21 protein-coding genes are annotated in these 21,713 nt (G+C 41.9%); 11 read left to right on the forward strand and 10 right to left on the reverse strand.

What is annotated here, in order from left to right; genetic code table 11:
* Positions 1–6: 6 nt before the first annotated feature.
* The 3 genes from AS030_RS00965 to AS030_RS00975 form a co-directional block, all read right to left on the reverse strand.
* On the reverse strand, positions 7–1,029 hold the full coding sequence (locus AS030_RS00965; protein WP_061967396.1) for an acyltransferase family protein: 1,023 nt from the start codon (positions 1,027–1,029) through the stop codon (positions 7–9).
* A gap of 183 nt (positions 1,030–1,212) precedes the next feature.
* Positions 1,213–2,244 carry a sporulation integral membrane protein YtvI gene (gene ytvI, locus AS030_RS00970; RefSeq protein WP_061967398.1) on the reverse strand — a complete coding sequence of 344 codons (1,032 nt, stop codon included), beginning with the start codon at positions 2,242–2,244 and terminating at the stop codon, positions 1,213–1,215.
* Between the two features lie 92 nt (positions 2,245–2,336).
* A complete protein-coding gene (locus AS030_RS00975) occupies positions 2,337–3,161 on the reverse strand; it encodes a YihY/virulence factor BrkB family protein (RefSeq protein ID WP_061967400.1) in 825 nt (274 codons plus the stop codon).
* A 302-nt stretch (positions 3,162–3,463) separates the two neighbouring features.
* On the opposite strand from AS030_RS00975, the gene AS030_RS00980 reads away from it, so the two are divergent.
* Positions 3,464–4,165 (forward strand): TerC family protein, encoded by a 702-nt coding sequence (locus AS030_RS00980; protein WP_061967402.1) that lies wholly within the window; start codon positions 3,464–3,466, stop codon positions 4,163–4,165.
* Positions 4,166–4,225: 60 nt separating this feature from the next.
* Here AS030_RS00980 and AS030_RS00985 read toward each other — a convergent pair whose 3' ends face one another.
* Genes AS030_RS00985 through AS030_RS00995 form a run of 3 tightly spaced genes read right to left on the reverse strand, consistent with a single transcriptional unit; the run spans position 4,226 to position 6,919 of the window.
* Positions 4,226–5,206 carry an ABC transporter permease gene (locus AS030_RS00985; protein WP_061967405.1) on the reverse strand — a complete coding sequence of 327 codons (981 nt, stop codon included), beginning with the start codon at positions 5,204–5,206 and terminating at the stop codon, positions 4,226–4,228.
* Positions 5,199–6,110, reverse strand: a complete 912-nt coding sequence (locus AS030_RS00990) for an ABC transporter ATP-binding protein (protein WP_061967408.1) — start codon at positions 6,108–6,110, stop codon at positions 5,199–5,201. Before AS030_RS00990 ends, AS030_RS00985 begins: the two co-directional genes overlap by 8 nt.
* Entirely contained in the window at positions 6,107–6,919 is an 813-nt protein-coding gene (locus AS030_RS00995; protein ID WP_061967410.1) for a GDSL-type esterase/lipase family protein, read from the reverse strand. Before AS030_RS00995 ends, AS030_RS00990 begins: the two co-directional genes overlap by 4 nt.
* Positions 6,920–7,122: 203 nt before the next feature.
* Between AS030_RS00995 and AS030_RS01000 the strand changes: the two genes are divergently transcribed.
* The 3 genes from AS030_RS01000 (at position 7,123) to AS030_RS01010 (ending at position 9,826) form a co-directional block, all read left to right on the forward strand.
* On the forward strand, positions 7,123–7,539 hold the full coding sequence (locus AS030_RS01000; protein ID WP_061967412.1) for a hypothetical protein: 417 nt from the start codon (positions 7,123–7,125) through the stop codon (positions 7,537–7,539).
* Between the two features lie 769 nt (positions 7,540–8,308).
* Positions 8,309–9,226 (forward strand): formate/nitrite transporter family protein, encoded by a 918-nt coding sequence (locus AS030_RS01005; RefSeq protein WP_074440431.1) that lies wholly within the window; start codon positions 8,309–8,311, stop codon positions 9,224–9,226.
* Positions 9,227–9,316: 90 nt separating this feature from the next.
* Positions 9,317–9,826: a TraR/DksA C4-type zinc finger protein gene (locus tag AS030_RS01010; RefSeq protein WP_074440432.1), complete on the forward strand. Its 510-nt coding sequence runs from the start codon at positions 9,317–9,319 to the stop codon at positions 9,824–9,826.
* A 42-nt stretch (positions 9,827–9,868) separates the two neighbouring features.
* On the opposite strand, the gene AS030_RS01015 is transcribed toward AS030_RS01010, so the two are convergent.
* Positions 9,869–10,531, reverse strand: a complete 663-nt coding sequence (locus AS030_RS01015; protein WP_061967415.1) for a phosphatase PAP2 family protein — start codon at positions 10,529–10,531, stop codon at positions 9,869–9,871.
* Positions 10,532–11,098: 567 nt separating this feature from the next.
* Here AS030_RS01015 and AS030_RS01020 point away from each other — a divergent pair.
* From AS030_RS01020 to AS030_RS01050, 7 genes are all read left to right on the forward strand, one after another.
* Entirely contained in the window at positions 11,099–11,767 is a 669-nt protein-coding gene (locus AS030_RS01020) for a C40 family peptidase (protein ID WP_061967418.1), read from the forward strand.
* Positions 11,768–11,910: 143 nt separating this feature from the next.
* A complete protein-coding gene (locus tag AS030_RS01025) occupies positions 11,911–12,132 on the forward strand; it encodes a hypothetical protein (RefSeq protein ID WP_061967420.1) in 222 nt (73 codons plus the stop codon).
* 83 nt (positions 12,133–12,215) lie between these two features.
* Positions 12,216–12,437 (forward strand): hypothetical protein, encoded by a 222-nt coding sequence (locus AS030_RS01030; RefSeq protein ID WP_061967422.1) that lies wholly within the window; start codon positions 12,216–12,218, stop codon positions 12,435–12,437.
* A 215-nt stretch (positions 12,438–12,652) separates the two neighbouring features.
* A complete protein-coding gene (locus AS030_RS01035; protein ID WP_061967425.1) occupies positions 12,653–14,911 on the forward strand; it encodes a glycoside hydrolase family 2 protein in 2,259 nt (752 codons plus the stop codon).
* A 17-nt stretch (positions 14,912–14,928) separates the two neighbouring features.
* Complete coding sequence (locus AS030_RS01040; protein ID WP_061967427.1) at positions 14,929–16,212, forward strand: ABC transporter substrate-binding protein; 1,284 nt, start codon at positions 14,929–14,931, stop codon at positions 16,210–16,212.
* Positions 16,213–16,274: 62 nt separating this feature from the next.
* The gene (locus AS030_RS01045; RefSeq protein ID WP_061967429.1) at positions 16,275–17,207 is read left to right on the forward strand and encodes a carbohydrate ABC transporter permease; all 933 of its coding nucleotides are present in this window, start codon (positions 16,275–16,277) and stop codon (positions 17,205–17,207) included.
* A gap of 11 nt (positions 17,208–17,218) precedes the next feature.
* Complete coding sequence (locus tag AS030_RS01050; protein WP_061967431.1) at positions 17,219–18,055, forward strand: carbohydrate ABC transporter permease; 837 nt, start codon at positions 17,219–17,221, stop codon at positions 18,053–18,055.
* Positions 18,056–18,125: 70 nt separating this feature from the next.
* Here the strand turns inward: AS030_RS01050 and AS030_RS01055 are convergent, their stop codons facing one another.
* The 3 genes from AS030_RS01055 to AS030_RS01065 are packed head-to-tail and all read right to left on the reverse strand — an operon-like array spanning position 18,126 to position 21,421.
* On the reverse strand, positions 18,126–18,998 hold the full coding sequence (locus AS030_RS01055) for a carbohydrate ABC transporter permease (RefSeq protein WP_061967434.1): 873 nt from the start codon (positions 18,996–18,998) through the stop codon (positions 18,126–18,128).
* Positions 18,995–20,086 (reverse strand): carbohydrate ABC transporter permease, encoded by a 1,092-nt coding sequence (locus AS030_RS01060; protein WP_240482184.1) that lies wholly within the window; start codon positions 20,084–20,086, stop codon positions 18,995–18,997. The genes AS030_RS01055 and AS030_RS01060 overlap by 4 nt, the downstream gene beginning before the upstream one ends.
* 15 nt (positions 20,087–20,101) lie before the next feature.
* Entirely contained in the window at positions 20,102–21,421 is a 1,320-nt protein-coding gene (locus tag AS030_RS01065) for an ABC transporter substrate-binding protein (RefSeq protein ID WP_061967436.1), read from the reverse strand.
* Positions 21,422–21,713 lie beyond the last annotated feature (292 nt).

Genomic DNA, 21,713 nt, shown 5'->3' on the forward strand with positions numbered 1-21,713 from the left:
GGTTTTTTATGATTTTCCCTCTTTTTTCAGCATCCGGTTCAGCTTGGACCAGCGGAGCTCGATAAGCGGCTGAGCAAGTGCAATGACAGGCTTGCTGGCCAGGAACATGGTAATGATCACTGCGAGGACAAGGAGCATGACATAATAATTGTTGTCCTCAATCTTTGAAAAAAGATCGGTTGTAAACAGATATTTTAATACAAACCCGTGCAGCAGATAGATATATAACGTCCGTTCTCCGAATTCGGTAAAGAAAAATCTCCGTTTCGGTATAATCGCCAAAAAGCTGAACGTTGATAAAAACATGACCGCATACAAGCCGAGTCTGATCACACCGCCATACCATTCATTATGCCCCAATATATCTGCATAGGAAGATGAGGACAGGAGCCAGTCTTTGGCTTGATCCGGAATAAAGAAATGATAGGCCAAAAACATGAGTACGAGAAAAACTCCCGAAGCGATGCGTATGGATGGCTTTAGAATTTGTTTGAAATCCCTTTTGGTCAAATAGTGTCCCAATAGAAACACCGGGAAAAAGACAAAGGTTCGCAGAAGGCTCAGGTACGTCCCAATTTCTGTAATGTACCCAACCGCAATTCCGATGCCGGTCGCCAGCAGCAAGGGATATTTCATTTTCACAAAAACCTTTAAAAGGACGTTCCAAAACACAAGGCTTAATAGAAACCAAAGCGCCCAATGCGGATCGAAAAAGTTAAGCTTCATTTCACTTTTATTGTAGAGATCATAGTAAAAAAAAGAATAGATTAATTGGAAGACGATGTATGGAATAAGAATCTTCCTGAAGATTTTGGAAAGATATCCGTCTTTGCGTACTCCTTTGGTGAAAAATCCGGAGATTAAAATAAATGCCGGCATATGGAAGGTATAGATGAAATTATAGATAGTGTAAAGCCAGTCACTTTGGCTTTTAATCGGAGAAATAAAGTGTCCAAACACCACTAAAAAAATTAAAATAAATCGTGCATTGTCAAAATAATAGTCTCGTTCTTTTACTTGGGTCGCCATAATTCCTCCAACTTTTACAAGACGTGCAAATATAGTTATTCGTTTCTTTTTTATGAGCAGGGTCCGTTTTTTTGTATCTCTTTCTATAATTCCCATAAATGACTGGTAATCTAACCTATAAATAAAAAAAGTACAAACGGGGGGTTTGTACTTTTACCATATCATCCTTTTCTTAAAAAGGGCTTAAAAATCAATTTTAATCTTAATAAATCCTGCGCTGCGCAGTGCTTCATAGATGATCACAAGAGCCGGCCCGACAATTAATCCGATGAAGCCAAGGAGCTGGAAGCCAAGGTAGAGGCTGATCAATGCGGCAAGCGCTGAAATTCCAAGGCTGGAACCAAGGATCTTGGGCTCGATAATACGGCGGATTACGGTAAGAACAACAAACATGATGATTAAGCCAATCGCAAGGAAGTCATCACCTACAATAAAATTGTAGATCGCCCAGGGGACAATAAACGATCCGGTACCCAGTATGGGAAGGATATCGACAAGAATGATGAATAAAGCAATCAGAACGGCATATTTGACATCCAGAATCAAAAGGCCGATTAATGCAAGCACATAGGTGATAAAGCTTAAGATCAACTGGGCACGGATAAATCCTACGGTTGCTCGGGACAGCTGGGTAAAGACGAGCTCGACCTTTTCCCGCGCAGAGGTTGTAAACAAATTGAGAAAGTTGGCAAAAAGCCTCGGCAAGTCCAGTGAAATTAAAAATAAAGCTACCAGATAAATAATAAGGTAAAGCAGCAGCTGGGGTATGGCAGCCGCAACTGCAATGATGCCGTTAGTCAGTTTGGTTGCAAAGCTTCCGGCATAATCCTTAAATCCGTCCAAAGCATTCTGAACAGTTGAAAGGGCTTCAGGAGGAAGGGAGGCATAGAGCCTTTCTACTTTATATAAATCATTTTCAATCAGACTGAATACTTTTACTGCATACTTCGGAACCATCGTAAGGAAATCAATCGTCTGAACAACAAGAGTGGTTGTCAGCCAGTAGGTGAAAATGCCGAATCCGGCAAGAAATAAAATAAACACAATCGTTACGGACAGCAGCCTTTTAATTTTAAAGTGGTTTATGAAAAGTTTAATCGCCGGTTCAAGCACCAAAGCGGTCACAAGCGCTAAAATCAATGGAATGCTGTATGGAATAAGAAAAATGGCTGCTGCCAGCAGCACAATAATAATAATTACATTCTTTAGACGCATTTCTGTACATCATCCTCTATGTATAATAACTTTCTCTCTAATTAAATGATTATATGGAACGGGTAAAAAGTCAATCTGTAATATTGGTAATCTCATGAATTTTGCAAGTTTTTCCTTTGATGCATGGTAACCAGGATGGCATTGAGCTGTCCTCCAAGAATAAGAATCATGGCGGACAGGTAGAACCAGATCATAAGCGTCAGCAAAGCACCAAGGTTTCCATAAATCTGACGGTAATCAAACAAGGTCACATAGTAGGAAAATCCAAGGGAGATCAGCTGCCACCCAATGGTTGAAAAGAAAGCACCGGGAAGAACATGTTTTAATTTCAAACGGACATTCGGGGCGATAAGGTATAGGGAAATAAACATAACCATGAGGATCACAAAGCCCAATGTCCATCGGGTCGTTGCCCAGATATGGAAAGCTGGATGATTGTATCCAAGGTGATTGGCTAAAAAATGGCCAATCGAGCTTCCAAAAACGGGTAGCAGTAAAGATGAAACGATCGCAATAACCAGGCCAATGGTCAAAAGGATACCCAGCAGCAGTTCCCTGATAAACGGACGGTTCTCTTCCACATGATATGCTTGATTGAACACGCGGATAATGGCGAGAATGCCGATCGAGGACAGCCAGAGGGTAACCAATAGACTGATTGAAAAAATATCCCCGCGGCTTTGATCAAGTACCGATATCAAATTGTATTCCAGCAGGTTAAAGGCCTGAACAGGAGCAAACGGCCGGATAAGCTCCAGTACGGAGGACGACGAAATCGGCAGAAAGCCCAGTATAGAGAAAACCAAAAACGAAAACGGAAATAAAGAAACCAAAAAATAATAAGCAAGCTGTGCCGACAAATCGAACACTTTATCTTCAAAAAAACGCAATTTCAATTCCTTCAGAAATACAATCATAACAAACTCCTTCTGCCTCACTAGCCCCAGTATTCCCCTTGTTTCAGCAATAGAGACGTGGACGTCAAATTTTTTCACCGCCCGAAAATGATTGAAACCTTATGCGTAACGAACCGTATACTTTAACATGCCAAAATTCTTAAAAAGCAGAATTGAGAGGTGAAGGACAAGGTTGTGATAGGGAAATGGACGATGCATGTCTCCCGGCTTTTTAAGAAAGGATAGTAAAGAATTTGAAATTATTTTATGTGTTTTTCACATCATAAGGTGTTTGAGCTGGAAATCAAGGAGGATATTTACTGATGGATTTTTTATCAACCGAATTTCTGTCTGCGCTCTTATCCATTGTCATTATTGACCTGGTACTCGCAGGCGACAATGCGATTGTCATAGGACTTGCAGCGAGAAATTTGAAAAAAGAACAGCAAAAGAAGGTTATCATCTGGGGAACGGTCGGAGCTGTCGTGATTCGTGCTGTGGCAACAATGGCCGTTGTATGGCTGCTTAAAGTACCTGGCTTGCTATTGGCAGGTGGCCTGATCTTAATCTACATTGCCTATAAGCTAATGGTGGAGGAAAAAGACCACGACATTAAAGCACAGGACAGTATTTTGGCAGCCATCCGGACCATTATTATAGCGGATGCGGTTATGGGGCTTGATAATGTACTCGCTGTGGCAGGAGCAGCTCATGGAGACTTTTTGCTCGTTGTTCTTGGTTTATTGATTTCTGTTCCGATCGTCGTTTGGGGCAGTACATTGTTCTTAAAACTGATCGACAAATTTCCATTCATTATTACCATAGGGGCGGCTATTCTCGCCTGGACAGCCGCGAAGATGATCGTTGGTGAGCCGTTCCTGAAAGAATATTTCAGCAATCCGGTCATAAAGTACGGTTTTGAAATTATTATCATTGCAGCTGTGGTCCTCATCGGCTGGCTGAAGAAACGTTCGGCCAGCAGGAAAAAGGCAGAACCGGCGAATCAATCCGAGAGCGGTGTCTAAACGAAACGAAAAAAGCTGAAGCAGGCGTTGTTCTGCATCAGCTTTTTTTGCTGAATTCATTTAAAACACATCTTTTTTGGTAAACACGGCAAAGGAAACAACGAGGCCTCCGATTGCCCATACCAATAGGACGATCAGTGAAAAGCCGAGGGACATTCCTTCTATTGGTGTGGCCATTCCGCTAATGTAGTCGGTGAGGCTGAGATTAACCATAAACAAATATTTCGCACTTTCCCATGATGATACCATGTTGGAAAGAATCGCTCCGGCGATAAGTGCAGCCAGCATGATTCCCATGACAGCCGCTGTGCTCCTGAGCAGAACCGAAAGCATGAAGGTTAAGGTTCCGACGACAAGGCACACAAACCAAACTAAACCAAATTCCATAAGGATATACTGCCATTGGGGTATGAGGTGAACGTTATTCGTAACTAATTCCTCTCCGCTTGTGCTAAAGCCGGTGAGCAGCGGCATGCCCCATCCCCCATAACCGAACACCACGCCTGATATGGCATAGGATAACACCGCGGATGCCGTTACAATAAAGGAGACGGATAAGATCAGAGCTAAATATTTGCTTAATAATATTCGCCATCGCTTGACTGGCCGGGTAAGCAGCAGCTTGATGGTTCCGCCACTTGCTTCCGATGAAACGAGATCGGCAGCTACAACCATGACCAGAAGCGGAAGCAGCAAATCAATGGAGTTTTCAACAAACACCCTCATGAATGTTGGAGCACCGGGAGCTTGCGGATTAATATTGTGATCCAGATAGTATTGCTGCTGAGCCAAACGGATCTTCAGGTATTTTCTCCAGTCATCCTGCATCCTGCTCGAGCTTAGCCGATTTTGTGTATCCACAATTTCCTGTTGAAGCTGTGTTCTCCAATCCACGTTCCCCAGTTTTTCCCGTGTTGTTTTTACTTCCTGATACTGTGCGTACGTGAAGAGAGGCACAAGAGCCGCGATAATGAGGATGATAACGAACAAACGCTTTTTTCTGAAAAGCTTAAGCAACTCGTTATGGACAAGTTTATTCAATATGCTCGCCTCCTGTCAGTTCCAGGAAAAGATCTTCGAGGGCAGGCAGCTTAGTTCGCATCTCTTTCACTTCCACTCCTGCAGTGACGAGCATCCGATTCCATTTCCCGATTTGATTTTCATCATATAAGGTAATAAGATTTTCTTGCAACCGTGTGACATTCGTGACTTCCCTGAGCAGGGATTCTGCTTTTTCCAGCGGTTCAGCCTTCCAGACCACCCGTTCTTGTTCTGCCAGCAATGCATGAACCGAATCCACACGGATGATGCTTCCTTTTGAAATAATTGCAACACGGTCGCACATCAGCTGAATTTCACTAAGCAGATGGGAAGAAACCATGACACATAATTTTTCTTTTTCCGCGAGGAAGCGAATGAATTCTCTCATCTCGCGAATCCCGGCAGGGTCCAATCCGTTGGTTGGTTCATCAAGGATCAACAGTTTGGGGTTTCCCAGCAAGGCCTGGGCAATCCCCAGCCTTTGCCTCATGCCAAGGGAATAGGTGCCGACTCTGTCATGAATCCGGTTTCCCATATCCACAAGTTCAACTACTTCATGAAGCCGTTTCTGCGGAATGGAGGGATCCATCCGGGCAAAATGTTCAAGGTTTTCCCAGCCGGTCAAATAAGGATAAAGTTCCGGATTTTCTACGATGCAGCCCAAGTCTTTCATGGCATCGCCAAAATGGGTCTGAACGTTTTTGCCTCCGATCAGGACAGTGCCTGAAGAGGGCTTAATCAATCCGACGATCATACGGATGGTTGTCGTTTTCCCGGCTCCGTTGGGACCTAAAAATCCAAAAACTTCTCCAGGGTACAAGTCAAAGGAGATGCCTTTAATGATATCTTTTTTACCGATTGTCTTTCGCAAGTTTTTTACGGATAGAGCGGGTGATTGGCTCATTTTTGGTCCTCCTCGCTAAAACGGATGAGGGAAGCTGTGCGCTCTCCGATTAATTGATATCCTTGTTTGTTGGGGTGAAAATGATCACTGTACAAATAATCATTCACATTCAGTTCGAAAAGGTCAAAAGTAGGTACATAAATGATATTTGGCTGAGCAGCTGCGGCGTTGGCTGAATCATAATTCCACTTTCTGACGATGCTGGAGGTCGTTTTCGAATCCTGCATGTCACTGAAGGGATTATAAAGCCCAACATGATAGATAATACCGTTTTTGTTCAGCGAGCGGATTTCTTTATAAATAACTTTTAAGTTTGAAAGATAAACATCTTCTGTTTTATTGATATTTTTCGATTCCAGCTCTTCGAGCGCTTGTCCTCCGCGGAATAAATCATTGCCGCCAATGGTCAGCAGAATCACATCTGCATTTTTTATTTGTCGCTGAATTTGTGGCTGCTGGATTTGCTTAAGAAGCTGGACAGAGGTTTGTCCCTTTATGGCGGAATTGGTCAACTCGATTTCCTTTTTTGTTGTCTTTGCCAATTCTTCCTTGAGGTAACCAATGTATCCCTTGCCATCAGGATCTCCTGTTCCTCTTGTCAATGAGTCACCAATGGCCGCAATTTGCAGGGTTTTCCCTGATGAATTTTGCTTCTGTTGTTGAGCGGTATCCGGCTTCAGCGATTCTGCCTGCCGGTTTTTGTTATCCGCGAAAAATTGATCCTGAAGGACCCAGGCAAGACCCGCCAGCCAGACCAATGCGGATAAAATGGAAAGAGCTGTGACGAGAGATAGACCTTTTTTTCTCACAAGACCATCCTTTCATATCCTGATTAGTAAAAGCATAGCAGACAATGGAAAAATCTCTTACTATTTTGCATAGGAATTCCTTCATTTATTTCAAATGTTTTCAAATCTGACACATTAGGAATTTTGGTTTTTTATTGATATTTGCTGGTAAAGAAAGAGACAATATAGAAAAACGGTGGAAAGGCAACAAGGTGATCATAAATATGAAGAAAAAAATGAGAAGCATGGTGGCCGGTTTGATTATAATCGGCGGTTGTGCAATCTATATGTATATCAGCCTGATGCCGCCTCTTAAAATACAAACTAAAAGAACCTCAGCGGTTCAAACGTGGATGGACGCAGAAAATACGGGCCGCTTTCCTTTGAAAATAGAAGCTTTTTATATTAATAATAATGAAGTTCCACCCGAGGTCACTATGAAGATGAATACTTCTTGGGTTCCTGTTCGCGGGCAAAAGATTTTTGCAGGACAAAAAAAGAAAATACGTATTCTGCATGACTTTCCGGCTAAGCAAATCGTGATTGTTTATCAATATGCCGGCATTCCTTTCACCCGGACGTTCTTTGTAAAAGATGTCGCGCAATATAAAAAGAAGCTGTTTTTTAAAGAATTTATTTAATTTTTGTTGAGATACGATGAAAAAAGAAGGAATTTTGTAAAAAAACTCATGTGTTGAAGGTGAAGCAAGCAAAAAGCGTTAATATCAGACAAAAATGATTATTCTGAATATTTTAATTATGCTTAGAATACAGTATTATAAACGTAACAAACGAAGGGAGTAGATTCCAATGAAGAATGAAAGCGAAGCATGCTAAAGAAGCTTTAAGGAGCTTATGCATGTGGGTCTTCAGAGTAGTCTATTTAATAACACCTAATCTGTTAAAGGCGTGATTCCAATGAAAATTGTTAGCGAAGCATGTCAGAATCGTATCCAACATAAAACCAGCCCGTGAAAACTGGTTTTGCGATATGTGGACATGTGGGAAACCAGTGACGGGTACGCATTAATTCAGAGGACGTGGTTCCAATGACAACGGTAAGCGAAACATGCTAGAATCATGGCGCAAAGGAAAATAGTCCGTGAAAACTATTTTCGCATCATGTGGGCATGTGGGAATCCAAAGAAGGAAAATAAACTGAAAGATGCAAGTCTGCAAGTAATGCAAGGCATGTGTTTTAAGTAAAGAAAGGAAAATCAATAAGTGAATAGCAAGTACATTAAATGAGGCGCACGTTTATGTTCATTCACATAAACAGCGCCTTATTTTTGTTTCTTCCTATTCGTCATCATAACACGGAGATTTTCGGGGAACGCTATGAACATTATTTCACTTGTGTTTGAGGCATGAAGCGGCAGGGAATCTTAGCAGGGAAATGGAGGGGTGTGGATGAGTAAAGGTACTGAAAACGAAGCTTCAGAAACAACGAAGCCAAAGAAACCGGAGCGGCAATATTATTTTCCTGCTCAAATTGTAGAAAGTTTTATTACAAAGGGAAAGGAATCCCTGCAAACGACGTATATGGCCCAGTTCATTCTTTCGGTTCTGGCGGGAGCGTTCATCGCATTTGGAGCACTCGGTTCAGTACTGCTTACAATAGAAGTAGACAGCCAGGGGGTAATGAATCTGCTTGCAGGGGTCGGCTTTACCATCGGCTATGCCATGGTTTTTTTATCCGGCTCAATCCTTTTTACCGAAGTAAACATTCTCCTTCCCAGTTATATCATGCAAAGCAATTACTGGATCAGCAAAAAACTGCTCTATTTTTGGCTGATCTGTTACATAGGAAACTTCCTTGGTGCTTTATTTGTCGGCTTCCTGCTCAATTTTTCAGGATCGCTGCATGGGGAATTTTACGATCATCTGCTAACCTTTATGGAAAAGAAAATGGAATTTACGCATCGTGGCACATGGGGCTGGTTTCAGGTCCTTTTCTCAGGCATCCTCGCCAATTGGCTCATTGGAGCGGCCGCGGTTCTTGCTACTGCGGCAAGGGATGTTGTAGGGAAAATACTTGGTATTATGCTGCCTGTCATTATCTTTGAGGCCGGCAACTTTCAACACGCCGTAGCAAATATGGGTTATTTCAGTATATCTGTTCTTGAAGGCTTTGATATCAGCTGGTACAAATTTATCCTTTTAAATTTATTTCCGGCTACCATTGGGAATTTAGTCGGCGGCGCCATTCTCGTATCTCTGCTCTTGTCTTACGCTTATAAAGAACAAATTGATGAAGGGGTATTGAAGGAAGAGGAAGAGGCAATCGATGAAATCGAACATAAGGATAAAAAAGGTCAGCACTCATAATGTGATTATGTATGTTCAGCAGGTGAATGCGTGTTATTTTCGGATAAATAGGGTAAATAGTAATCACTAACAAGTATGAGGAGGCCCATCATGAGCTTAACAAAACAGCAAATCAACAAACTCGAACAATCATTGCTGAGGATGAAGAAACAGCTTGAGGAACAGCAGGAGTTAAGGGAGAGCCAGGAAAGCCTGCAGGAGTCTACAGGGGAAATCAGCTCAGTTGACAGCCACTTTGGTGATATGGGGAGTGAGTTATATGACCGCGAAATGGCAATGGCGCTTGATGAAAATCAAGAGGAAATTCTTGAAGACATTAACGAAGCGCTCCAGCGTATCGAAGAGGGTACCTATGGGAAATGCGTTGACACGGGAGAAGAAATACCTTACGAAAGATTAAAAGCTCTTCCTTATGCCAAACGGACTGTTGAAGCGCAGGCGGTAGCGGACAAGGAAGGAAAAATCAGTGACCAGTACGAAATTGAAGAACCCTCGTTTGTCCGTAATGGAGAAAAGAATCTTGAAGACAGCCGGATGAGAACGGTAGACGAAATTATGGACACACATGGAAATGCATCAAACAAAGGAGAGGACGCCTGAGCCGCTCCTTATTTTTTACCCAATAAAAAAGCAGCAGTCCCTCTAGCGGGGTTCTGCTGCTTTTTTGTTTTTGGCGTACTTCTTGCTGCTGGCATATTCCAGTATGGGTTTAAAATAAAAGATTAAATTAAACAAAATGTTTCCGAGCAGGATGCCGGCAAAAGCATCGAGAATAACGTGCTGTTTAACAAAAAGGGTGGAAAAAATGATCAGATATCCGATCAATGCCACTGAAGCAACAAAAACGGGTGTCTTTGTTTTACAATGGCGGGAGGCAATTACCATGAGGTAGCTGCTCAGCACATGAATGCTTGGAAAACAATTGTACGGTTCATCTGCCGAATAAATATAACGGATCATGGATGTGAAAATGCTGTTTCCATCCAGAGGAGGCCTTGGAACAGTGGTCTGAAAAAAGAAGTAAATAACATAACAAATGACCATTCCGGTGGTAAGGCTCAACAAAGTCTTATAGTAGAGAGACCGGTCATAAACAAAAAAGTAAAACAGCAAGCCAAAGATGAAAATATACCAAAAGACATAGGGAATAATAAATGCTTCAATAAAAGGGATCTGCTGGTCAAACGATGTGATAAGGCTCCTGGCTCCACGGTTTCCATTATTAAGCAACTCATAAAAAGAGTGCAAAAGCGGAATAGAGAGCATTAAGCACAAAGGAAAGAAATGCATTTTTAATTTACTCAAAGTCACTACTCCTTTAGCCGTGATAAAAAGTACTTACAATGTATTACCCTATTTTACCCGAATGAACACTATAAACCGAACACAGGTGATTACCACATTATACCATATTTTCAGTAATGCCGGCGTTTCCAAAAGAGAAATGGACATTCCAAAAACAGGATACGACCCACATGAGATCATGCGGGTTCTTGTTCATAATAGCGTAAAAATATGCCTATAGCACCCCTTTAAAGGAAGGTATTTTAGAAATGAATGCTAAAAGTCACTAAATGTTCCAATATATGATGGGACATTTTATAAACACTACTTTTTAAGGGGCGAAAAGACCTACTATAAAAGATGAGTAGAGCAAATGGCGGAAATCCCCCTCCATATTTTAACTAGTATTGGCAAAATTTGAGGAATTCTTTAGGTTTAATGTCACGAAAAATCGGGAATTATCTCTTTTTGTAATATTAATGTAATCTTCCTAAAACACGGATGTCATATTTTGTTGGTAGAATCTAAGTAAGTTAGCAAGAAGAAAATACCAACATTGGTAATACAGATTCTAGGGGGATACATGCTTTGAAAAAATTGGTAGCGGCAGCGGCACTAGTAGGAATGATGGCTTTCAATCCGATCGTAGGTAAAGCAGCGCTTGGCGATCACACATTAAAACAAGGTATGACCAGTAAAGACGTACAACAATTACAGACCGTCCTAAAGAAAAAAGGATACTTTACATATAAAAAGACAACGACTTACTATGGTACATATACGAAATCAGCAGTTAAAAAGTTTCAAAAAGCAAAACGGTTAAAAGCGGATGGCATTGCCGGCTCAAACACATTTAAAGCACTGGGCGTAAAAAAAGCAGTAAAGAAAAGTTCTTCAAGCAGCTCAGCAAGTGTAATAACTGTGGCAAAGAAATATAAGGGAGTTCCATACCGATGGGGCGGAACGACACCAAAAGGTTTTGACTGCAGCGGCTATATCAATTATGTGTTTGAAAAAGCCAAGAGAGTAGACTTGCCACGCACGGTTTCAGGTATTTATTTGAAAGGGACACGTGTAAGCAAGCCAAAAGCCGGCGATGTGGTGTTTTTCCATACGTACAAGAGCGGAGCATCCCATGCAGGAATTTATATTGGCAATAACGAGTTCATTCACAGCTCATCTTCGAAGGGTGTAAGTATTGCTTCTATGAAAAATCCATACTGGGCTCCTAAATATCTTGGAGCAAAGAAAATATAACAGGAAAACAGGCATATTAAATATGTCTGTTTTTTTATTTATTCTTTGTCATACTGTTTCACTTTTCTGAATACTATAGTATAATTTAAGATATATTGTAGGGCCTTAATGCAGTTTACCTTCCTGTGAAAGGAGTGTTAGGCATGTATTTAGGTGAAACTGTCAAAATTGATCGATTTGACGGAGAATATTTTGAGGTGAGCCAGCACTGGCTGATGGATATTGTGTGGAACAAATATCACATGCCGCTAAGGGACTTTTTGGCTTCCTATGACAGAAGAGACAGCGACTATATACTTTCACTTGCGAATCACAACACGCTGGAGTTTGAATTGAAATATGATGAAAACCACTTGTTTCTGTAAGTGGTTTTTTTTGTTTTTGCCCAGTGTCATCCTCTTTACCCGTTTCATATCATATGAAAGATGTGAGGCAAGGAGGAAGAAAAATGGCGAAAAAACCAGCGAAGAAAACGGCAAAAAAGACATCCAAGTATGATCAGGCGGTCAACAAGTATGCACATACAGTAAAAATGGTCACAAGCTCGACCTGTATTTCATGCAAGACGCAGTGTGCGAGAGGGCTGTCATATATCGAAAAAATGAGCCATCCGGGAGCAGTGGGCCATGGAGTCCCTTGCCATCTGACAAAAGGAAAAGGAACCAAATAAGATGGAATGGCATGGGTCCCGCTTCATACCATTATGAGCCAGTTTCCTCATGGGTGAAGCGGTGACTCTTTTTTATAAATGGATGATAATGGCAAAAAAAGGTGTTTACACAACCGGTAACAAGGGAAAAGTTCAGAATAGTGTGAAGTTCTTTGGCTCTGGCCCATAAAGTAATAGAAAACATACACTTATACCCGAAAAGTCAGGTGATAAAGATGAGCAGAGAGTGCAGAGAAAAACTGAGTTTAAATGGAATTTGGAAATGTGTGCAGGATGAAGATGACCAGCTGGAAGGAAATATTCGAAATAAGCCGGTTTACCATGCTGAAGAGTTAACATGGACAGACATTCTTGTTCCTGCTCATTGGCAGAAAGCGGGTTATGAAGATTTTCAGGGGGTGATGTGGTATAAGGCGACATTCCGGGCACCACCCAAAAAGTCCGATAAAATGTTTTATATTTGTTTTGACGCGGTAGATTATTATTCGGAAGTTTGGTTGAACGGTGTGTACTTGGGAACGCATGAAGGAGACTTTGATGCATTTGAATTCAATGTTTCCGATTTTCTCCATAATGGCGAGGAAAACATTCTGGTCGTTAAAGTGACCTCAGAATTGGATACGAGACCGGAGAGGAAAAAGATTGCCAAGGGCGGGCTTTATCATTGGGACTGTCTTCCAGTGAACCAGGAAGGGCTTACCGATTGCCCCGAGGTCCCTTCTTCTGTGAACGCTCACTATCCGAATCCACTCATCAACCCGGGCGGTATTTGGAAGGATGTTTATCTGGAGGAACGAGGCAAGGTACATATTGAGCATATCCAGATTACACCCTACTTGAAGGATGACTATAAGAAAGCCACCATCTACCTGGACGTTGAATTAAACAACAACAACAGCAAGGAAGCAAGGATTGATGTGGAGGTCTCCTTTTTGCCTCATAATTTCAGGGGGAAAATATACAGATGGAAACGGCAAAGTTATTTCCAGAGGCCGGGAACAAGCAGTTACTCCATGACCGACCAGCTGTCCCAGCCAAAATTGTGGTGGACATGGGAGCTTGGTTTTCCCCATCTTTATAAAGCTGTGATTGAGGTTTGGGCAAACGGGGTATTGGTTGATAAAAAGATTCAAATATTTGGGATTAAAGAAATAAAAATGGACGAAAATTGGATCTTTTATCTCAATGGAACGAGAGTTTTTATCAGAGGCAACAATTACTTGTCCGACCAGTTCCTTTCCCTGATGACCAAGGAATCCTACCAGCTCGATGTCCAGATGATGCTGGACGCCAATATGAACACCACCCGTTTGTTTGCGCATGCTGAACAGGAAGAGTTTTACCAGCTGTGCAATGAAAAGGGGATTATGGTGTTTCAGGACCTGCCCTTTCAGTGGGGCTATGAATCGACAGGTCTTTTTATAAAAAGAGCAGAGGATGTCGCCAGGCGTTTTATACGAATGCTGTATAACCATCCGTCCATCATTCTTTGGTCATGCCACAGTGAATCCCGCTATCATGATTACAATAAGCTGGATAATATGCTGCTGCGCGTGGTTAAGGAACTCGACAGCCTGCGCCCTGTAATAAAAAACTCAGTCCTTGTCTCTGAAGAAGATCTTCCACACTATTTTGAGACACTTGACGATTTTACAACTTATATAGGTACACATTTAAGTGTTCACTGGGTTGGATGGTACTGGGGGAAAATTGAGGACGCAGAATTCTATAATCCGATGTTTGTAACAGAATACGGCACTCAGTCCATTCCAAATGAAGATTCCTTAAAGAAATTTATGAATCAGGAGTCTCTCTGGCCGGTTAACTGGGAGATCTACCGCACATGGGGATTCCAGACGAACATTTACCAGACCATGATGGGATCTGTGATGACCCAGTCGCTTCAGGATCTTATCAACATCACCCAGGATTACCAGGTGCAGTTTTACAAGGAACATACGGAGGCATTAAGAAGGAAGAAATACAATCAGGTAGGCGGACTGCTTCAGTTTCACTTTGTAAATACCGGACCTTCCATTGACTGGTCCATTATCGACTATTACCGCCAGCCGAAGAAAGCATACTTTGCCATGGCAAAGGCTTTTGAACCGCTCCATCTGTCGTTCAACGGAGATATTACGGAAGGTGAACTTGGACGCACAGCCACGGTTATACCATGGATCATCAATGATTATAATGTAGCTTTTGAAAATTATGAAGTGACCTACAAAGTGTTCCTGGAAGATGGAACGCTGGTGGATCAGCAAAAATTTTCCGTTCCATTGATTGAGAAAGATTCCGTCCAGTCGTTTGAATCGTTAACCCTTCCAGTTGCGAAAGGGGAGACGGTTACCGTAACAGGCCAACTGAAGGACATGAACGGTACATTGATTATGGAAAATGACAAAGTGATCCGGTCGCTTCCATCTGAAGATGAGGTGCAGGATCCATTTAAATCACCCATACGTTTATAAAATGAGGAGGCAATTCTATGAAAAAGGGAATATTGCTGCTGTTTTGCCTTATATTTGCATTTTCGATGGCTGGCTGTTCCAACGACAAGCAGGGAGCGTCCGGATCGGAGAAAGGCGGGGAGGTGCAGCTTAAGATGTGGGCGCACCAGGGCCAGCCCAAGGAAGTCGACTTTTATAAAAAGAGGATTGACGAGTTTAACAAAGAACACAAAGGTAAAATTAATGTAAAGCTTGATATTATCCCAAGCGGTACAGGTCATGCGTATGAAGATAAAATCAATGCAGCTGCCACCTCCAATGGACTGCCGGATGTTCTCGATATGGATGGTCCCTTTGTCGGAAACTATGCAGCTACCGGTATTCTTTCACCAATCGATGATTATGTGGAGAAGAGTGACAAACAGGATTTTGCCAAATCCATCATCCAGCAAGGTACATATGACGGCAAGCTTTATGCACTTGGAGCGATGGAATCCTCCATTGTAGTTTTTTATAACAAAAAACTATTAAAAGAAGCGGGTATTCAGGCTCCTGAAACACTCGACAAAGCATGGACGTGGGACCAGTTCATGGAAGCCTCCAAAAAGCTGACAAAAGGTGATGTGCGCGGACTTACCATGCACATGGATCTTGGGGTCGGTGAGTGGCTTACGTACATGGGTTCTGTATTCGTATGGTCAAATGACGGGCTCTTGCTAAACAAGGACAGAACGAAAGCAGAAGGCTATTTAAACGGGCCGGAATCGGTAGAAGCGTTGAATTATGTGAAAGGTTTATTTAAATCAAAGGTTGTAAGTGTTTCCAACGGACCTGCAGATTTTGAAGAAGGAAAAGCCGCTATGATGATCGGCGGAGTATGGTTGATTCCTGGTTTTGAAGACTATAAAAATCTGGATTGGGGGATGACCTATTTCCCTTACAGCAAGAAGAAAGTGTCGCCTTCAGGCTCTTGGGCATTTGGTGTTTCCAGCCAATCTCAGCATCCAAAGGAAGCGGCGGAAGTTGTAAAATGGATGAGCAATAAGGATTCCGTCGTTGAAATCTCAAAGATTACCGGAATGCCCCCGGCGAGAGAATCCGCATTTAAGGAAATTAAAGAGTATGACAAACTTCCGAAAAAGGTAATCAAAGACCAGGTATTGAATACGGCAAAAGCCCGTCCGGCCACTCCAGCCTATCCAGTGCTGAGCGCCAAGTTTGCTGAAGCGTTCCAAGCAGCTGCGCTGGGACAGGATGTAAAGCCAGAACTGGATAAAGCAGCAAAGGACACTGACCGTGAGCTTCAGCGCTTTAAAAAATAAGAAGGGAAAGGAGTGATGATGTCACTCCTTTTCATATATTTTTACGCGGAAAGGAGAAAAGGATGGAACCAATTACCCAAAAAACAAACGTAAACAATCCGTTGCCCACAGTGAGCCCGAAGCAAAGAAAAAGAAAAAATTTGTTTACCAGCTATGGCTTTGTAGCTCCTGCCATAATCCTGCTCTTTGTATTTTTAATTCTTCCAGCTATTCTTGCGTTATATTTCAGCTTTACAAACTATTATCTTCTAACCCCGGAACAAACGAAATTTGTCGCATTTGAAAATTACAAGCGGCTTGCAGAGGATAGCCTCTTCCTGAAATCACTGGGCAATACAGCCATTTTCGTAGTGATTGTCGTTCCTGTACAAACGCTTGTTGCACTAGCCCTTGCGCTTTTGGTCAATCAAAAATTAATGGGTATAAAATTTTTCAGGATGGCCTTTTTTGCACCTGTTGTGACATCGATGGTTATCGTATCCATCCTCTGGACCTTTATTTATAATCCTGACAATGGCTTGGCAAACTCCATTTTAAATATTGTCGGTCTGGGGCCGTTTCAATTTCTGACGGATAAAGACCAGGCAATGTACTCTATTATTTTTATGAGTATCTGGCAGGGTGCTGGCTATCAAATGATGATTTTTCTTGCGGGACTTCAGGATATTCCGGATCATCAATATGAAGCAGCATCCATCGACGGAGCAAATGCATGGCAAAAGCTGATTCATATTACTATTCCGGGAATCCGCAATATTCTTGCCTTTATTGCCATCGTTACAATGATTGCGGCAACAAAACTTTTTATACAGCCATTCGTAATGACGCAGGGAGGGCCGCTTGATTCCACGAAAACGCTTGTTTATATGGTGTACGAAACCGGCTTTAAATTCCGGGATGTTGGTTATTCCTCCGCTATTGCCATTTTATTCTTTGTGATCGTATTGATTATTTCCATACTGCAGCGAAGGTTCATTAAAGAAAATACAGAATAGGAGGAGAATGTATGAAAAAGAATCGAATCATTGCACAAATCGGTTTGTATGTTGTTCTCATTTTGTTGGCCATTCTCTTTTTATTTCCTCTTGTTTGGATGGTGGTTTCGTCATTTAAAACCGAGCCGGAAATTTTTGCGGATTTGAAATCATTTAGAGCCTTTGTTCCTTATACATTCTCATTGGACAACTATACGGGGGTATTTGAACGAATTCCCTTCATCCGCTATTTGCTGACAAGTACGCTGTATGTATCCGTGATTGTTCTTCTCGGCTTGTTTGTGAACTCGCTTGCCGCTTACGCATTTGCCCGAATGCAGTTCAAGGGAAGAGATCTTTTGTTTTCAGCAGTGGTAGCTTTAATTATCATTCCGTTTGAAAGCATTTTGCTTCCGCTATATTTGATCATTGATGAGTTTGACTGGCTCAATACGTATCAGGCGCTCATTATTCCGTTCATTGCCAATGCATTTAATATTTTTATGTTCCGGCAATTCTTCTTGAACCTGCCGAAGGAGCTTGAGGAATCGGCAAGGATGGACGGAGCATCGACCCTGAGAATCTTTTTTCAGATTGTGATTCCGTTATCGAAACCCGTATTTATTACGGTGGCTCTGCTGACCTTCATTACCCACTGGGGAGACTTTATGTGGCCTTTGATTGCCACTACGGACGACAGTGTCAGACCGCTGCAGGTCGGGATGCAATTCTTTTTCCACCAGCCGCCTGTAAAGTATGGACATGTTATGGCAGCCCTCACGATGGCTACCATACCGCTGTTGATCATTTTTGTATTCTTCCAAAAGTATTATGTACAGGGAATTGCTTCTGCCGGTATGAAAAATTAATTCTGAATGGCTATGAAACATTCAACTTATAAAAAACGGGTATACCAGATGGCGGTATACCCGTTTTTTTTTATCCTTTGGTTCCCGAGGTGATGTTGGAGCCTTCAATAAAGTACCGTTGAAAAAAGAAGAAGATGAGAATCACAGGTAGCAGGACAAGTACCGATGCTGACATCAAATAATGCCATTGGGTCTGCACCGTACCCTTGAAAGTCTGCAGTCCGATTTGAAGTGTATATAGCTTCTCATCATTAATGTAGAGCAATGGTCCAAGGAAATCATTCCATGCGCCATTAAAAGAAAGAATGGCCACAGTAATGACCGCGGGCTTCATGAGCGGCATCGCAAGCTTCCACCAGATCTGAAAATGGTTTGCGCCGTCAATTTTGGCTGCTTCAATCATCTCATCAGGAATGGTCTTGAAAAACTGGCGCAGCAGAAAAATGAAAAATGCATTTCCGAAAAATGCGGGAACAATCAATGGTAAATACGTATTGATCCAGTGCAACTTTGAAAATAGCATATATTGGGGAATCATCATAACAAACCCCGGAATCAGCATGGTGGATAGAACAAGTGTAAACAGAAGATTCTTTCCTCTGAACCGGATTTTAGCAAAACCGTAAGCTACAAAAGAGTTCACTACGACGTTTCCAATCACTACACATACTGTAATAAAAATGGTATTGAGGGCCCACCGGGTGAAGGGGGCCGTTTGCCAGGCTTTCACATAATTGCTCCATTGAAAGGATTCCGGCATAAATGAGGGAGGATATTGGGCAATCTCTCCAGGAGTTTTCAAAGACGTAGAGATCATCCACCAAACGGGTGACAGGATAACGATACTGCCGAGAATCAGAAGAAAGAGAACAAAAGATTTCTTCATTTTTCTTCTAAATGACATGGTTTCATAGAACTTTGGTGTGTGCTGCCTCGTACTCATTTTTCATCCCCTCCGCCATAATGAACCCAGTGTTTTCCGAATTTCAGGTTGATGACTGTTAAAACCAGTACAATGACGAACAGGAACCATGCCATCGCTGAAGCATATCCCATGTCAAAGACTTCAAATGCTTTGTTCCACATATGCAAATTATAGAACAGGAGGGAATTCACAGGACCTCCATCCCCATTTTCCGTCATGACGTACGCTTCCTGAAAGATTTGGAATCCTCCAATCAGGCTTGTTACAATATCAAAAAAGATCACGGGTGTGATCATGGGAAGCGTAATATGGAAAAACTTTCGAAAAGCACTCGCTCCATCAATATCTGCTGCTTCGTACATGGCTTTTGAAACACCTTGGAGGCTGGCAAGATACAAGAGCATACCGCCGCCAACGCTCCACATCTTCATGACGATCAATGCAGGTTTTGTCCACTCGGGATCAAACAGCCATGCAGGGCCCTTGATGCCGAACCAGCTCAGTGCAGTGTTGACTAAACCTGTTGATGGGCTGAGAAGCTGCATCCATAGTAAATAAACAGCGACTCCCGATAGAACGGCAGGGAGATAATAAATAGTCCGGAACACTTTGATTCCGGGAATTTTTTGATTAAGAAGCACTGCCAAAAGGATAGCACCGGCCGTTGTCAATGGTACGGAAAAGGCTACGAAATATAAGGTGTTCCAAAGAGAGGTCCAAAACAATCCATCATTAAAAAACATATTATGATAATTTTGTGTTCCCACAAAATCCATTTTCGATGTGATATTGTAATTGGTAAAACTGACATACAAAGAAAAAAGAAGCGGCCCCAATGTTAGTGCCACAAACCCGATCAGCCATGGGGAAATAAATAAAAATCCTGATAATTCCTCACGTTTTCTTAAGGATTTTATCCTGTACTTTTTTACAGGTTCTGCAATGTCCTTTTGGGCAGCCTGTTTTCTTTTTTTTGCAGACTCATACGCTGTTTCCATCACAACATCCCGCCCTTCATTTAATTTTTTGCCAGCTGTTTGGCTGCGAATCCGCGTTTGGTTGAATAAACGGCCTGTCTTTGTGGCGACAGGCCGCTTCTTTTTCAAAAGTAAAAGAGTACCTTATTTCTTTAGTGATTGTTCTACCTTTGACTGTGCTTTTTTCAGCGCATTTTCCGGTTTTTCTTTTCCTAAAAGAACGGCATCAATTAACGGATTGATTTTGTTTTGATAATCAGGAGCATCTGCCGGAACCGGATTCATTGTCGTTACTTGTAAATTATCAACGGCCTCCTTATAAACCATTTTGTCGTTGCCGCTTAATTTAGAAAGGGCATCTTCAGAAGCTTTCTTGTTTGCTACATTGTCAAAATTTTTGGACGCCCAATAGGTTTGTGCTTGTTCTCCTGTCAAATATTTGATGAATTCAAAGGATTCTTTTGGATGTTTGGCTCCCTTCGGAATTTCAGCAACAAATCCGCCACCGTCGCTCCAATGCTTGGCATCTGCGGTTTTCGCAGGCATTGGCGCCACCCCGAAATCCATATCTTTTCCAAAATCCCTGATCTGTGTATAGAAGGTGGCAACGTCCACCCACATACCGACTTTTCCGGCAATGAAAGGATTGGATTGTTCGCTTCCGAATTCGGCTTTGAAGGCATTTACATTTTCCTGGCCGATCCGGTCATTCCAGCTCTTAAGCCACTTTAGTCCTTCCAATTTTTCAGGTGTGTTGATTTGTACCTCATTGTCTTTAGACAGGAATCCTTTTCCGTTGTCGGCATTCATGAGCCAGCTTGGAGGCCCGAATGATCCCCATAACGGATAAAAACCGATTCTCTCATACCGGTCACCGCTTTTTTTATCGAGCTTTTTGGCATAAGCTTCAAGCTCGTCCCATGTCTTCGGAGGTTTATTTGGATCAAGGCCGGCTTCTTTAAACGCCTTTTTGTTATAAAAAAGAAGTCGTGTATCAGTGTTGAATGGCACGGCGTACGGATCATTTTTATACAGGACGGTATCCCACAGTCGTGGATAAAAATTTCCTTTAAAAGAGTCATCTTTTATATATTCAGATAAATTGGTAGATTGATTGTTTTTTGCGCGGTGCTGTACGGAATTAATGTCGTTAATGATGACATCGGGAGGATTACCGGCAGAAATGGCCGCCAGGTTTTTTGTCCAGATATCACCAAATGGCAGGAATGTGTGTTTTACATAAATATCATCCTGTGATTTATTAAAATCATTAATGATTTTTTCAATAACAGGACGTCTTGTTTCGGACCCCCAGAATGTCCAAAAATTCAACGTGACTTTCCCTTTTTGAGCAGAACTGTCGCCGGAGCTTTCTTCTTGCGGCCCCCCCGCACTCCCCGAGCAGCCGGCAAGCATGCCCAGCAAAATCAAAACAGAGATAAATAAGACAGAAACCCTTTTCATGTAGTACCTCCTAGTAAATAAGTAACAGCTTCTATTCACAAAAAGCCGACCTTTTTAATTACCCAAATACTTTTGGACTGAAACCGATTTTCAACAATTTTTTTGAAAAAGTCTGTTTTTTTGATAAAAAGTTTGTTTATTTACTTGTTTTTATAGGGAAGAATGGAGAATTTGGGAAAATAGACGATTAAATACTGAGTTATTTTCATAACTTAATCATCAATTTTCCCAATACACACCCCTCTTTTGTACTGATACAATTAGATTAATACAAGATTCGACAAAAACTGGT

This window comes from Fictibacillus enclensis (assembly GCF_001457035.1).
In the GTDB taxonomy this organism is placed as follows: domain Bacteria; phylum Bacillota; class Bacilli; order Bacillales; family Fictibacillaceae; genus Fictibacillus_C; species Fictibacillus_C enclensis.